This is a genomic window from Variovorax paradoxus, assembly GCF_024734665.1.
Classification (GTDB): domain Bacteria; phylum Pseudomonadota; class Gammaproteobacteria; order Burkholderiales; family Burkholderiaceae_C; genus Variovorax.
This window is the reverse complement of record NZ_CP102931.1, coordinates 1,452,202-1,466,221: the sequence shown is the minus strand read 5'-3', so window position 1 is coordinate 1,466,221 and position 14,020 is coordinate 1,452,202. Positions and strand designations below refer to the sequence as shown.

General features: G+C 63.3%; 12 protein-coding genes. 6 read left to right on the top strand and 6 right to left on the bottom strand.

Annotated features, from left to right (window positions below):
* The 6 genes from NWF24_RS06905 to NWF24_RS06880 are packed head-to-tail and all read left to right on the top strand — an operon-like array spanning position 1 to position 7,127.
* Complete coding sequence (locus NWF24_RS06905; protein ID WP_258353541.1) at positions 1–996, top strand: ABC transporter ATP-binding protein; 996 nt, start codon at positions 1–3, stop codon at positions 994–996.
* Complete coding sequence (locus tag NWF24_RS06900) at positions 993–1,808, top strand: ATP-binding cassette domain-containing protein (RefSeq protein WP_258353540.1); 816 nt, start codon at positions 993–995, stop codon at positions 1,806–1,808. The genes NWF24_RS06905 and NWF24_RS06900 overlap by 4 nt, the downstream gene beginning before the upstream one ends.
* Before the next feature lie 48 nt (positions 1,809–1,856).
* A complete protein-coding gene (locus NWF24_RS06895) occupies positions 1,857–3,350 on the top strand; it encodes an ABC transporter substrate-binding protein (protein ID WP_258353539.1) in 1,494 nt (497 codons plus the stop codon).
* Positions 3,351–3,354: 4 nt separating this feature from the next.
* Entirely contained in the window at positions 3,355–4,755 is a 1,401-nt protein-coding gene (locus tag NWF24_RS06890) for an amidase (protein ID WP_258353538.1), read from the top strand.
* Between the two features lie 23 nt (positions 4,756–4,778).
* A complete protein-coding gene (locus NWF24_RS06885) occupies positions 4,779–6,227 on the top strand; it encodes an aldehyde dehydrogenase family protein (RefSeq protein WP_258353537.1) in 1,449 nt (482 codons plus the stop codon).
* A 9-nt stretch (positions 6,228–6,236) separates the two neighbouring features.
* Positions 6,237–7,127 carry an NAD(P)-dependent oxidoreductase gene (locus NWF24_RS06880; protein WP_258353536.1) on the top strand — a complete coding sequence of 297 codons (891 nt, stop codon included), beginning with the start codon at positions 6,237–6,239 and terminating at the stop codon, positions 7,125–7,127.
* A 457-nt stretch (positions 7,128–7,584) separates the two neighbouring features.
* Here the strand turns inward: NWF24_RS06880 and NWF24_RS06875 are convergent, their stop codons facing one another.
* The 6 genes from NWF24_RS06875 to NWF24_RS06850 form a co-directional block, all read right to left on the bottom strand.
* Positions 7,585–8,025, bottom strand: a complete 441-nt coding sequence (locus tag NWF24_RS06875; protein ID WP_258353535.1) for a hypothetical protein — start codon at positions 8,023–8,025, stop codon at positions 7,585–7,587.
* 845 nt (positions 8,026–8,870) lie between these two features.
* The gene (locus NWF24_RS06870) at positions 8,871–9,155 is read right to left on the bottom strand and encodes a hypothetical protein (protein ID WP_258353534.1); all 285 of its coding nucleotides are present in this window, start codon (positions 9,153–9,155) and stop codon (positions 8,871–8,873) included.
* A 766-nt stretch (positions 9,156–9,921) separates the two neighbouring features.
* A complete protein-coding gene (locus NWF24_RS06865; RefSeq protein ID WP_258353533.1) occupies positions 9,922–10,395 on the bottom strand; it encodes a hypothetical protein in 474 nt (157 codons plus the stop codon).
* Between the two features lie 147 nt (positions 10,396–10,542).
* Positions 10,543–10,923 carry a hypothetical protein gene (locus tag NWF24_RS06860; RefSeq protein ID WP_258353532.1) on the bottom strand — a complete coding sequence of 127 codons (381 nt, stop codon included), beginning with the start codon at positions 10,921–10,923 and terminating at the stop codon, positions 10,543–10,545.
* Positions 10,924–11,646: 723 nt separating this feature from the next.
* Positions 11,647–12,153 carry a hypothetical protein gene (locus NWF24_RS06855; protein ID WP_258353531.1) on the bottom strand — a complete coding sequence of 169 codons (507 nt, stop codon included), beginning with the start codon at positions 12,151–12,153 and terminating at the stop codon, positions 11,647–11,649.
* Between the two features lie 965 nt (positions 12,154–13,118).
* Positions 13,119–14,006: a LysR family transcriptional regulator gene (locus NWF24_RS06850; protein WP_093058171.1), complete on the bottom strand. Its 888-nt coding sequence runs from the start codon at positions 14,004–14,006 to the stop codon at positions 13,119–13,121.
* Between the last annotated feature and the right edge of the window lie 14 nt (positions 14,007–14,020).

Here is a 14,020-nt window from a genome sequence, read left to right as displayed (position 1 = left end):
ATGCCCCTCCTCGAAGTCAACAACCTCCAGATCGGCCTGCAGACCCAGCGCGGGCCGGCGCAGGCCGTGCGCGGCATTTCGTTCTCGCTGGAGCGCGGCGAAACGCTGGGCATCGTCGGCGAATCGGGCTGCGGCAAGTCGATCACCGTGATGTCGCTCATGGGCCTGCTGCCATCGAGCGCCAAGGTCGGGGGCAGCATCAAGCTCGACGGGCAGGAACTCGTCGGCCTGCCAGAAAAGCAGATGTGCCAGATCCGCGGCAACCGCATCGGCATGATCTTCCAGGAACCGATGACGGCACTGAACCCGGTGCACACCATCGCGCGCCAGGTCAGCGAGCCGCTGCAGCTGCATCGCGGGCTGACGAAGGCACAGGCACGCAAGGAAGCATTGAGCCTGCTCGACCGCGTGGGCATTCCCGATGCAGCCTCGCGCCTCGACGCCTACCCGCACCAGTTCTCGGGCGGCCAGCGCCAGCGCATCGGCATCGCCATGGCACTCGCCTGCGGGCCCGACCTGCTGATTGCCGATGAGCCCACCACCGCGCTCGACGTGACCATCCAGAAGCAGGTGCTCGACCTGATCCAGGGCCTGGTCAAGGAAATGGGCATGGCGCTGATCCTGATCTCGCACGACCTGGGCGTGATCGCCAACAGCGTGCAGCGCATGCTCGTGATGTACGGCGGCAGCGCGGTGGAAAGCGGGCCGACCGACACGGTCTTCGCCGGCCGCGCACACCCCTACACACGCGGCCTGTTCGCAGCGCGGCCCGCCATCGGGGCCGTGCGTGCCGGCCGCCTGCCGACCATTCGCGGCAGCGTGCCCGAGCTGGTCGACATGCCCCGGGGCTGCGCCTTCGCAGGCCGCTGCGCCCACACCATCGACCTGTGCCAGAGCACACGCCCCCAAGCCACGATGCTGCCGAACGACCACACGGTGCGCTGCCTGCGGCTGGGCGAAATCGCCGCGTTGAATGCCAAGGCGGCCACCGCATGAGCAAGCCCACCACCGCCGGTCAGCCCCTGCTGGCCGTGAACAACCTCTATCGCCACTACGCCCTGCCGCGCGAAAAGCTCTTCGGCCCGCCGCCGACCGTGAAGGCGCTCAACGGCGTGAGCTTCGAGGTGCAGGCCGGCAAGAGCGTGGGCATCGTCGGCGAATCGGGCTCGGGCAAGTCGACCATCGCGCGCCTCGTGATGGCGCTCGACACACCCACCTCGGGCACTGTCTCGCTCGAAGGCCGCAACCTGCATGCGCTGCCCAAGGCCGAACTGCGCACCGCGCGGCGCGATTTCCAGATGGTGTTCCAGGATCCGTACGGTTCGCTCGATCCGCGCCAGACGGTCGCACGCATCGTCGCCGAGCCGCTCGAAGCGCTGGCCGAGACCAGCCGCGCCGTGCAGCGCGAACGCGCTTCCGAAGCATTGGCAGCGGTTGGCCTGCGCACCACCGACATGGACAAGTACCCGCACGAGTTCTCGGGCGGACAACGGCAACGCATCGCCATCGCACGCGCGCTCATCACGCGCCCCAAGCTCATCGTCGCCGATGAGCCGGTGAGTGCGCTCGACGTGTCCGTGCAGGCCCAGGTGCTCAACCTCATGCAAGACCTGCAGCAGCAGTTCGGCATCAGCTACCTGCTCATCAGCCACGACCTTGCGGTGGTCAACCACCTGTGCGACGAAGTCTGCGTGGTCTTCAAGGGCCGCATCGTCGAACGGGGCCGCCCGGCTGACCTGTTCCAGCACGCCCAGCACGAGTACACGCGCACCCTGCTTTCCGCCGTTCTGCACACGCCGTCCCGCTAGCCGGGCAAGGCTTTCTTTTCCTCCACCCTCACCTCCAGGAACTATCGAATGTTGAAGCGACGCACACTCATGACTTCCGCCATGGCCGCGGCAATCCCGGGTGTATTCCTGCCCCAGGCCCGCGCGCAGGCCGGCAAGAACACGCTGACGATCGGCATGCCGCTCGAACCGCCAGGACTGGACCCGACGAGCGGCGCCGCATCGGCCATCGCGGAGATCACGCAGTACAACATCTTCGAGACGCTCACCAAGGTGAACGCCGACGGTTCGGTCACGCCGATGCTGGCCGAGAGCTGGACGTCGTCGCCCGACATGAAGACCTTCGTCTTCAGGCTGCGCAAGGGCGTGCGCTTCGAGAACGGCCAGCCCTTCAATGCGTCGGTGGTGAAGTTCTCGTTCGACCGCGCGGGCGGCGCCAAGAGCACCAACAAGGACAAGCGCTTCTTCAGCGAGATCGGCACCGTGGTGCTCGACGAGTACATGGTGGGCGTGAACAGCACGCTGCCCAACCCCGACCTGCCGTTCATGCTGGGGCAATCGACCGCCTGCATCGTCGAGCCCAAGAGCGCCGAGACCAACGTCACTGCGCCGGTAGGCACCGGCCCGTACAAGCTGAGCGCATGGCAGCGCGGCGCTTCGTGCACGCTGGTGAAGTCGCCGACCTATCGCGACCCGAGCCTTGCGAAGACCGAGAAGTTCGTCTTCCGCTTCATGTCGGACACGGCCGCGCAGACCGCCGCGCTGCTGTCGAACGACATCGACATCTTCCCGCGCGCGGGCACGCGCTCGGTGAGCCAGTTCAAGGGCAACCCACGCTTCCAGGTGATCGAGGTGGGCACGCGCGGCAAGGTGATCCTGACCATCAACAACCGCAAGAAGCCGCTGGACGACGTGCGCGTGCGCCGCGCCATCCTCGCGGCCATCGACCGCAACGCCATCGTCCAGGGCGCGGCGGACGGCTTCGGCAGGCCCATCGGCAGCCATTACGCCCTGGGCGCGCCGGGCTTCATCGACACCACGGCGATGAACCCCTTCGACATCGAGAAGGCGAAGAAGCTGCTGGCCGAAGCCGGCGTGAAGACGCCGCTCGAACTGCGCCTGCAGCTGCCGCCGCCTTCGTATGCACGCCAGGGTGGCGAGATGATCGCGGCGCAGCTCGCGCAGATCGGCATCAACGTGAAGATCCAGAACGTCGAGTGGGCCCAGTGGCTCAGCGGCACCTTCGGCGGCGCGCACGACTTCGACCTGACCATGGTCGCGCACGTGGAGCCCTTCGACCTGGTGAAGTACACCGAGCCCGACTACTACTGGGGCTACGACTCGAAGAAGTTCCGCGACCTGTTCGTCAGCATCCAGAACGAAGAGAACAAGAAGCGCCGCGCCGACCTGCTGGCCGAAGCACAGCGGCAGCTGGCATCCGATGCGGTCAACGGCTTCCTGTACCAGGCGGTGTTCCCGACCATCGCACGCAAGGAAGTGAAGGGCCTGTGGCCGAGCATGCCGATCGTGGTGAACGACCTGGCCGCAATTTCGTGGAGCTGATGCGATGACCAGGCCCCTGTACTCCCTGAGCGTGCAGGAGCTGCACGCGGCCTACGCCGCCAAGGAGCTCTCGCCGGTGGAAGTGGCGCGCTCGGTGAACGAGCGCATCGCGGCCTACGAGCCTGAGCTGCACGCGACCTGGCTCTTCCGCCCCGAGCTTGCGCTCGAACAGGCCCGCGCCTCCGAGGCGCGCTGGCTGGCCGGCACGCCGCGCGGCACGCTCGACGGCGTGCCCGTGACCATCAAGGACAACCTCGCGACCGAAGGCGACCCGATGCCGCTGGGCACCGCCGCCTACGACCTCGTGCCGATGACGCAAGACTCCCCGCCCGCCGCGCGCCTGAAGGAAGACGGCACGGTGCTGGTCGCCAAGACCACCATGCCCGACCTGGGCATGCTGTCGTCGGGCCTGTCGAGCTTTCATGAACTCTCGCGCAACCCGTGGGACCTGTCGCGCACGCCGGGCGGCTCCAGCGCGGGTGCCGGTGCGGCGGCTGCCGCGGGCTACGGCCCACTGCACGTGGGCACCGACATCGGCGGCTCGCTGCGCCTGCCGGCCAGCTGGTGCGGCATCTACACGCTCAAGCCCAGCTTCGGCCGTATTCCGCTGAGCACACCGTACATGGGCCGCTGCGCCGGTCCAATGACGCGCACGGTGGCCGACTCGGCGCTGATGATGGCCTCTGTCGCACAGCCCGACGACCGCGACTATTCGGAACTGCCGGCGCCGGGCATCGACTGGACGGCCTTCGAAGTCGACCCGTCGTTCATCAAGGGCAAGCGCGTGGCGCTGCACATGGACGCGGGCTGCGGCCTGCCGCTGGACCCGCAGATCGCCGAGGCGGTGCGCCGCGCTGCGAAGCGCATCGAAGCGGCCGGCGCGCTGGTCGAGGAAATCAAGCCCTTCATGACGCCGAAGATGCTGCAGGGCATGGACCACTTCTGGCGCATGCGCTCGTTCATCGACACGCAGGCCATGCCCGCCGAGAAGCGCGCGAAGATCCTGCCGTACATCCGCGCCTGGGCCGAGAGCGCGGCCGGGTTCTCCGGCGCGCACATCTTCGAGGCCTACAGCCAGTTCATCGCCACGCGCGCGGCCACCGTTGCCGCCACCAAGGCCTACGACTTCGTGATCTCGCCGGTGTCGCCCAACATGCCCGCGCCCGCGGACCACGCCTCGCCGACCAACAACCCGCTGCTGCCGCTGGAACACATCGGCTTCACGGTGCCCTACAACATGTCGGAGCAGCCAGCTGCCTCAATCAACTGCGGCTACTCGGCCGAGGGCCTGCCCATCGGCCTGCAGATTGCCGGGCGCCGTTTCGACGACCTGGGCGTGCTGCAGTTCAGCCGCGCTTTCGAACAGATCCGCGAAGCACAAAAACCCTGGCCGGAACCCAAGTGACTGGCCGCAAGGAGACAAATCAAATGAGCGCAACCCACTACATCGACGGCCGCCACGTGCCGTCCGAAGGCAACGCCACCATCGACGTGATCGACCCGAGCGACGGCCAGAAATTCGGCCAGATCGCACGCGGCACGGCCGCCGACGTGAACACGGCCGTGCGCGCCGCACGCCAGGCCATGGGCGAGAACTTCGACGGCCCCTGGGGCGCGATGACCGCGCTGGAGCGCGGCCGCCTGCTCGCCAAGCTGGGCGCCGCCGTGATGCAGCACCACGAAGAACTCGCCCAGCTCGAAGCCCGCGACACCGGCAAGGCGCTGCGCGTGGCGCGCAACGACGCGACCGCGCTGGCCCGCTACATGGAGTACTACGCCGGCGCCTGCGACAAGCTGCACGGAGACACCCTGCCCTACGAGCGCGGCTACACCGTGCTGACGGTGCGCATGCCGCACGGCGTAACGGGCCACATCATTCCCTGGAACTACCCGATGCAGATCGCAGGCCGCAGCGTGGGCGCGTCGCTCGCCGCGGGCAACGCCTGCGTGGTGAAACCGGCGGAAGACGCGAGCCTCTCGCTGCTGCGCCTGGCCGAGATCGCGACCGAAGTGGGCTTTCCGGCCGGTGCGCTCAACGTGGTGACGGGCTACGGCAAGGAAGCCGGCGCTGCGCTGTGCGCGCACCCGGGCATCGACCACATCTCCTTCACCGGCTCCACCATGACAGGCCGCAGCGTGGGCCTGGCCGCGGCCGAGCGCCATTGCCCGGTGACGCTGGAGCTGGGCGGCAAGTCGCCGCAGATCGTGTTCGCCGACGCCGACCTGGACGCGGCCGAGCCGGTGCTGCTGAACGCCATCATCCAGAACGCCGGCCAGACCTGCTCGGCGGGCAGCCGCGTGCTGGTGGAACAGTCGGTCTACGAAGAGGTGGTGCAGCGGCTCGCGAAGCGCTTCACGGCCGTGCGCGCGGGCACGCCCGCCGAAGACCTGGACATGGGTCCGCTCATCAACGAGAAGCAGTTTCGCCAGGTGCGCGACATGGTCTCGACGGCCGAGGCCAGCGGCCTGAAGGTGGCGGCGCGCGGCACGGTGTCGCCCAATGCATCGGCCACCGGCTACTACCAGGAGGCCGTGCTGTTCCGCGACGTGCCGCACGACAGCGACCTGGCGCAGCGCGAAATCTTCGGCCCCGTATTGGTCGTGATGCCCTTCGCCGATGAGGCCGAGGCGGTGCGCCTGGCCAACGGCACGGACTTCGGCTTGGTGGCCGGTGTGTGGACCCGCGACGGTGCGCGCCAGCTGCGCATGGCGCACAAGCTGCACTGCGGCCAGGTCTTCGTCAACAATTACGGTGCGGCGGGTGGTGTAGAACTGCCTTTCGGCGGCGTGAAATCGAGCGGCTTCGGCCGCGAGAAGGGCTTCGAGGCCCTGCTCGGATTCACGACCCTCAAGACCATCGCCATCAAGCACGGATGAAGACAACACATGACAACCACTGAACAGCAAACGCCGCGCAAAGTCGGCCTCGTCGGCGTCGGCCTGATGGGCCACGGCATCGCCAGCAACATCGTCAAGCACGGCCATCAGCTCACCGTGCTGGAGCACGCGGGCAACCAGCCCATCGACGGCCTGCTGAAGGCCGGCGCCACCTCGGTGAAAGATGTGGCCGCGCTGGCCGCACAGGTCGACGTGCTGATCCTGTGCGTCACCGGCACGCCGCAGGTCGAGGCGGTGATGCTCGGCGACAAGGGTGCATTGACTGCGCTGCGTCCCGGCACGGTGGTGATCGACTGCTCGACGGCCGTTCCCGCCTCCACCGCCAAGGTGGCGGAAGCAGTGAGCGCCAAGGGCGGCAAGTTCATCGATGCGCCGATGACCCGCACCGCGAAGGAAGCCGCTGAAGGCCGCTTGAACCTGCTGGTGGGCGGCGACGCCGAGGTGCTGGCCTCGTGCCTGCCGCTGCTGCGTTGCTTTGCCGAGAACGTCACGCACGTGGGCGGTATCGGTGCGGGCCATGCGATGAAGCTGCTGCACAACTTCGTGTCGCTGGGCACCGTGGCGCTGCTGTGCGAGGCTGCTGCCTGTGCGGAGCGCGCGGGCGTGAAGCCCGATGTGTTCGTCGACGTGCTCGCCAAGGGCGGCGGCAACGGTGTGGCGCTGGAGCGCGTCAAGCCCAAGCTTCTAACCGGCAGCACCGACTCACTGAAGTTCTCGATGGCCAATGCCAAGAAGGACCTGGGGTACTACAACGACATGGCGGAGCAGTCATCTTCCAGTCATGGCATTGCGCAGGCTGTCGATGCGCTGTTGACTCAGGGTGTCGAGAAGTTCGGGCCTGACCGGATGGTGCTGGATCTGGTCGAAGCGCTGCGCTGATTTCTTGTTGCGTTCTGTGCGCCGTTGTTCAGGGCGCGTGCACAGGACACCGGGTACTCCCCTCCGCGAATGTCCCCCGGGGCTGCGCCCCTCCTCCTTTATTTCGCTGCGGGGAGCACCCGATGCCCTGCGCACGATGAGCGCGGCTGTGGCGTTGGCGGTTCGACCGCTGTGGCGGATTGCAGATGGACATGCGCGGGCGCACCACTGAGCTTTCGCGAAAGACGGGCGCTGGACAAGCAGAACTCCGAAGGGCCGGCGTCGGTCACGGTCGAGATTGGTACGACTGCGTTCGATGCTCGCTTCAGACTGCAAAGCAGACATCCGTAACTGTCGGGTGGACGGCAGCACAGGGCCCCAAGCTGCCATACAAGTTGCCTAAAAGCAGTCGTTCGATATGCGACTTCTACGTCTTTCCCGCACGGCCGCAATTTCGCCCAAGAAGAAGTCTTCGCGCCTACTCTTGCATGACGCTGATCCATTCCGCCGTCACGGCGCCATCGCCATACATCAGTACGTCTACAACATTGTCGAGACTCACAAACCGGAAGTGACGAACGACGTCTCTCGCCAAACCGATGGTCTGGCAGTCCGTGAAGGAAGCCAACCAATCAGAGTCCTTAACCTCCAGCAGTGGGAATGCGTAGCCGTCCCACCTCCCTTCAAGCCGAGGTAACTCGGCTTTCGACATGGCCTCCCACGGATGTGAGAACTCGGCATGAGACATGCAGGCCATGACGCTATCAAAGCGCACCAGTAGATCTTGCGCTGGAGCGCCGATAACGTTCGAGAAACTGGGTCGGACCGTGTAGTCGCCCGGCTCCGTGCAAAGCACCGCGTAAGCGCATGGAGCAACCACACCCGCAACTGGTGTGAAGGGAATGTACGTCTCTTGCATTGAGGGCTTGGGCTTGGTTTCGTGAATCATCTGACGCCGTTGCGCTTCGATTAGAGATCGATGCCGACCGTCTGCTGGTGGCCGACTGGAGCCGAAGAGTCGGCATTTGCGCAGAGTCCGGTGTAGACAAGCTCAGCGCTCGGAAGGAGTCATCGTGAAGCGGCATACGCAGTACCAGCATGTCCACGAATGTTCCCTGCATCCGCCTCTATGAGTAGTATTCTTCGCCCGGTTTCAACCTGATCCCGCAGTAAGCTCGATATACAGCACCACTGCCATAGCACACGGATTTTCCCTGCTTCAACGCCGAGACGACAAGCATCCTCAGGTGCAGAACTATGCGGAGCGCCCGGCTGTTGAACAACAACGGCTCCATGCGCTGCACAGCGCCATTTCCACGCTGTGTGGTTCCGAGGTAGGAGCGCCAGTGAGGAGGTAGGGCTGTAATGTGCTTCTCGATTTGATCCAAGATGCTCAGCGCTTCGTGCAAATCGTGGCCTGAAAGGCTCGTCACGACGTGTAGGCCGCCTATGACTTTGGCTGAATCTCGCATTGCGAACGCCTCAAAATGCGGCGCAATCAATCTGAAGTAGCCATTGGCTTGCTGATGCCGAGTGCTAAATCGGAGGCGACCATCAATTTCCAGAGGTTCGAAAGGCTGCGCATGTAGGATGAGATTGTGTGACAGCCCTATAACGTGATACACGAGATTTCTCCCTCAGTTAGGTGACCTCAAACAGCAAAAATGTGACAGTGCGAGCGCGGCGGTTCTCGGCTGCCTGGGGCGGCCAGATGTCTGTTCTTAGTCGCATTGCGTTGACATAGCGAACGACCGGTTGTGGCCGTCAGACGTCGGTGGCGTCGATAAGGTAAACCTTCGACCCGACGGGAAGACTCGCCTTGTTGACCGCTCGGGGCAAGGAGAAAGGCGCGTGAACCATGGGCCGCCCGCGACTAATCATTTCGAAACCGGCGATGTTGGTTCGAATGTATGTGCCCTGGGGAGTCACGATGAGAAGCTGCTCGCCCGTCTTCACGTCACGCCGGAACGCATCCGGGACGCCCGGCACGAGCACACATCCTCGGCTGCTGATGTCAAACACGTCTTCGATTTCGAACAAGAACTGCATCGCGATGGTCGTTGGATGGCGAACTGGAGAGCGGGGGCGAACTTCCGGTATTGGCCGCACGCAGGCGTGCACGCGTTTCGCACAACGTCGCTCGCTCTATCGTGAAAGGCTCGAGAGATCATCGGTCCGATTGCACTGAAAGCCTTTTGTAAGCGGCCCACCAGCAATCTCAGGACCATCCACTTGCCGGCGAATGTACTTCAGGCTTGAATCGTCGCGCGAAGTAAGCACTGCCCCGCATCTTTTCTGCGCCACGTCGGCGGCGAACTCCACTTTGTAGAAGCGTCCGGCAACAAGTTGGGTAGAGAAGGCCGAAGGTCGACACCACGCAACCATGCCGTAAGGCGCTGGAAGTCCCCACGCACTTGTCCATATTGTTATTGGCCGACCCGCGGGCATCCGAACTGACTTCGACTCGTGCGGGTCAAGGGAGGAGATGACTGACGGCCCTTCACAAGTGACCGGGTTCTCAAAGAAGTACTGCTGCGTATAGCCGAGCGGACCGTTTGAAAACTCCACCACAGCGGTGTTCGGGCCGGTACTAGGAATAAAAGGCGGATGGGCGCATCCGCCCAATGCGAACAGCAGAACGCCAACAGGGGCAAAAAGTGTTTTCAAGGTGGAGAGGCTACAAGTGAATGGGTTAGGTGGGAGTTCAGCGCCTGATTACTTTTGGCCCGCACCAATGCTTGTCATCAAATTCCCGCCATCGGCCGAAGGTGTCGATGGGGGGCGCCATGAAGGTCCGCTTCTGGGTGGGTGCGGCTTACGAGCGACCGCGTATGCGTCGCCACCAGGTCGTCGCCGATGAGGTCGGTGTAATTTTCACAGTACCTCGTGCCACCAACGTTTGGTAGTAGTGCCAAACATTGTTCGATGGCCCCTCAACGATACGTTGCTGCGCGCGGCCCCACGGCCAGAATTCGATGCCACTATCTGAACGCAACCCAGGGAATGTATTGCCGCTGAGCGTTACCAGCCCCCATTCGGCCCCGTGATTTCGGCGGTAAACCTCTCCAATGTAGCTACCGAATCCTTTCGCAAAGGCGAACACTTCGGCCTCGGTCGGCTTGTCGTTTTGGGCTTGCTGATGAAAGTAGTCGAGAAGTTCCTCAACCTTCTCAATACTCTCGTCAGTCCAGTCCAATCCGCCCCCGAACGTGCCCAAAACATAGTCAGACAATTTGATGCACTCGGCCATCGCCTCCCGCTTGATGTCTTCGCTCGCGACAAAGCTCACAGTTTATTCCCCAGTAAAACATTGCGAGTTCGGGCGGATCGCATCCAGTCGTCTTTTTGGCTGTCTGTGAGTTGCCGAAGGTCCGCTCTTGCCTGAATTCTGCGCCCTCCGCGAGCGGCCGGTCTTGGCCGGTAGGCGCAGTTCAACCTACTGCCAGAACTTCCATGAGGATTTGGGAGTCGCTCGGACCTTCTCAGGTCGCTTGTAGTTCGCATTGAACTTCCATGTCCCATCTTCTTGATAGAACTCGATAGTCGATTCCAACCAGGCTTCGCCGTGCTCCTGAAAAACCGCCCAGTACTGCTCGCAGAGCTGGGCAAGGTCTTGCGAGATGCTCGCCTTGTCATTCGACTGGTCGTTTTTGAGCCCGTAGTTGATGCGGTGACCGTCGCAGTCAATCGTGAGCACGCCTCGCGTCCAAGATTCGGGAGAGCAGCGAATCGCCTCATGCAGAAGTGCAAAGAGCGCGTCGTTGTACTTGTCTAGCTTGTCCGCCATGCCTTGATTGCCCGAAATGTTGGTCGGCACCGACCGATTAGCGATTGTTGACGCGCCTTAAGTTGGCGTGCACGCGCTTCAATGGGTTCGGTTTCAAGTTGGCCCGAAACTGTCGTGTAATCGCCTCGAACGTTGGCTCCCAAGCGAATTGGGCTTCATCGGTGAATGTCAGGTGGTGGCCGAATTCTGCCTATTGAGCCATCCTCAGCATCGGCGTAGAGACGACGAAGACGATGGGAATCAGACAGCAAGCTGTCGTTCGCATGACACTGTCTCTCATGACTGCTCTTTGCTGCGATCAATGCGCCTTCGGCTCCTAGCCCACAACCACCAGAGGACGTACCAAAGTATTAGGCCACCGAGGAGATCAAAGAACAAGTTGCCGGGTTCGGTTGCCGTCGGCGCATAGATTCCCATCAGAACGCCAGTTACCGCTCCGAACAATAGGAATTTCCATCGGTGTTTTGTATAGCGATCTCTCATTCCACCCTCATCATTTTTTTGTGTAGTGGCCACTGCACCCGCCTGAATGCTCCGGCGTTGCGTCGCAGAGCGAATGTCCGCAGTTGGCCAAATTTTTCTCGACGCTGCGACCGGCCGATTCTGGCCGACTGTTGCTGGTCTGCTCTCGGGCGAATGGGACGTCGCCTCCGACTGACCGGTCCTGGCCGACTGTAGCCGGTCACGCCGCTGTCGCGAAGGGGCGCTGAGCGGGCATCCGCGAGCGCCTGCATTGTGCTCAAAGCGAGCCTTTTAAGGAACCCTCACCCGTAGCTGACTCTGCATTAGCCTGTTGTAGAACTCAATGAGTGCGGCCTTGTTCGCGCCTCCCGTCAGCGAGAAGTTGAATACCTTGCGCGACGTGACGTAGCCGAGATAGAGGTGAGTCATGTCGTCGGTATGCGCGGCGTAGCTGATTTCGAGTCCACCACCTCCAGAGTAGGGCTTCGCACTGCGGCTGACTACGGTCAGTGCATCGCCACAAGCCTCTTCAAGGGCCTTGTGCCGGCTGTCGAGAGTCACCTCTGCTACGTTCGCCCACTTACTCTCAGGCACTTCGTAGAAGTCCACGCTGACAACGATTTCGGCTTTGAGCTTGTCCGAGTACCAGCTCAGTGTTCTCTCCCTAGAGTTCGGAACTTGCCGCCAGTCCACCGAAAGGCTAAGCAGGAACTCGTTGTAGTCATAGGGGTGAAGTTTCTCCGCGGACGGCGGGAAAGCTGCTGTTGGGAGGCTGAAGGAATAGCTGAACTTCATCATGCGTAAGTGGTGGGGTTGAGCGTCCGGTTCTGGCCGGACTCGGAAGTCTAGCCTTGAGCAGCGACAGTCCGCTTCCGCCCGCAAAGCGGATGCTCGCATTGTCTGTCGACGATCAGCATGGAGCGCATAGCTGCCACCGAGGCCTACCCCACAAGCAGCCTCAGCCGAACCGAATTCCCTCCATCACGAAGGCTTCAGCCGTCGTACCCCAAAGAACCCCGCTCTCCAGGCGGGCCGCGAAACCCGCAGCCCGCAGACCAGCCGCTAACCGCCAGCCTCAGGCGCCCCACGTCGCGCCTTCTCACTCACCTGAAACAGCTCCCCAGCCTTGCGAGCCAGCTCAGCCGCAAGCCAAAGCAAGTTGTCCAATCGCCGAGGCCCATCCCCGCTGCACCAGTCGATGTCTTCCCCGTGGCAGACCCACAGGAGAGCTTCGAGTTGAGAGAGGGTGTTTTCGAGAAGATCCGCCGGGTCTTGGGCGTTGTCTTCGGAAGCTACCGGCGTGCGAGGCCGGGCTATAGTCTTGGTAGCCATTTTTGTGCGTTCCTTTAGAGGGTTGTGCACGAACTTGGTTAGACGGCTGGGGTGCTGATAACGCCCCGGCCGTCGCCTTTTGATACCTCGCATCTGCATCGCTGCTTTCGCACCGACAACCTGCCGCGAGGCAAGCAGCCTTCAAACATCTGGGTGACTTGGGTGTGTTGCGCCTTTCTTCTCCCTTTGTTGGGGTATCGAGTGACAGGGGCATCCACTCTAGAGAAGAACCCGGCGAAATAGCCGCTCCATGCGGCACGAAGTCTCGGCGACCGCCAACAAATGCAGCTTCCGCAGCGGCGCTGAACGCTCACGCCGATGGGGTGCCTTGCGCAGCGAAATAAAGGGGGAGCCCGAAGGGCGGAGGACATTCGCGGAGCAAGGTACCCCGTCGGCGTGAGCGTCGCCCCGAATGAACCCGAACCCGAGCCCTAAGGCATCCCCCGCGCCAGCAAATGATCGACAAGCCGGCGCTGCGGAAAACTCAACGCCTCCTGCCGCGTACACAAATACATCCGGCGTGAAGCCCAAGCGTCGGTGAGGTTGATAAAGCGCAGCTTCATCTCCTTGCGATAGGTCACCGCAGCCCCCTCGGGCAAGATGCCCACGCCCATACCAGCTTCGATCATCCGGCACACGGCCTCGAAGCTCTTCACCCGCACGCGCAGCTTCAACACCTTGCGCGCACTCATGGCGGCGTCTTCCATCGTGCGGGAGATGGCCGAGTCGTCCTCCAGCCCCACGAAATCGAAGTCGAGCAATTCCTCGAAAGATACCTCGCGCCCGCGCCACGGATGCTTCTGCCGCACGATGGCCACCAGGCGGTCGGTTCGGTAGGGAATGAAGTTGAGCGCCGGGTCGGCCGCCTCGCTGGTGATGACGCCCACATCGGCCTGCCGGTCTCGAATGGCCTGCACGATGTAGACGCTGCGGTGCTCCTCCACGCTCACGCGGATCTCGGGGTAGCGCTGGCGAAAGCTCGCCACGTCGTCGGGCAAGAACTGGCCCATGGCCGAGGCATTGGCATGCAGCCGCACGCGGCCGGTGGCGCCCTGCGCGTAGTCGGACAGGTCGGCCCGCATGCGATCGACGTCGCGCAGGATCTGGCGCGCATGCATGGCCAGCGATTCGCCGGCGCCAGTGGGCGTCACGCCCTTGGAGGTGCGGTTCAGCAGCGCAACGCCCAGGTGGCCTTCGAGAATGGACAGGCGGCGGCTCGCGGCCGACAGCACCATGTGGCTCTCGGCGGCCGCCTTCGACAGGCTGCCGTGCTCAATGGCGCGCAGGAAAAGCGCCAGCGAATCGAGGTCGGGTCTCATCGGGTTCTCGTCGT

What these genes read in the sequence shown, in the direction of transcription:
- NWF24_RS06850 (WP_093058171.1), bottom strand. Translation starts at nt 14,006, where the DNA reads ATGAGACCCGACCTCGATTCGCTGGCGCTTTTCCTGCGCGCCATTGAG.
- NWF24_RS06885 (WP_258353537.1), top strand. Translation starts at nt 4,779, where the DNA reads ATGAGCGCAACCCACTACATCGACGGCCGCCACGTGCCGTCCGAAGGC.
- NWF24_RS06895 (WP_258353539.1), top strand. Translation starts at nt 1,857, where the DNA reads ATGTTGAAGCGACGCACACTCATGACTTCCGCCATGGCCGCGGCAATC.
- NWF24_RS06870 (WP_258353534.1), bottom strand. Translation starts at nt 9,155, where the DNA reads ATGCAGTTCTTGTTCGAAATCGAAGACGTGTTTGACATCAGCAGCCGA.
- NWF24_RS06900 (WP_258353540.1), top strand. Translation starts at nt 993, where the DNA reads ATGAGCAAGCCCACCACCGCCGGTCAGCCCCTGCTGGCCGTGAACAAC.
- NWF24_RS06855 (WP_258353531.1), bottom strand. Translation starts at nt 12,153, where the DNA reads ATGATGAAGTTCAGCTATTCCTTCAGCCTCCCAACAGCAGCTTTCCCG.
- NWF24_RS06880 (WP_258353536.1), top strand. Translation starts at nt 6,237, where the DNA reads ATGACAACCACTGAACAGCAAACGCCGCGCAAAGTCGGCCTCGTCGGC.
- NWF24_RS06890 (WP_258353538.1), top strand. Translation starts at nt 3,355, where the DNA reads ATGACCAGGCCCCTGTACTCCCTGAGCGTGCAGGAGCTGCACGCGGCC.
- NWF24_RS06875 (WP_258353535.1), bottom strand. Translation starts at nt 8,025, where the DNA reads ATGCAAGAGACGTACATTCCCTTCACACCAGTTGCGGGTGTGGTTGCT.
- NWF24_RS06905 (WP_258353541.1), top strand. Translation starts at nt 1, where the DNA reads ATGCCCCTCCTCGAAGTCAACAACCTCCAGATCGGCCTGCAGACCCAG.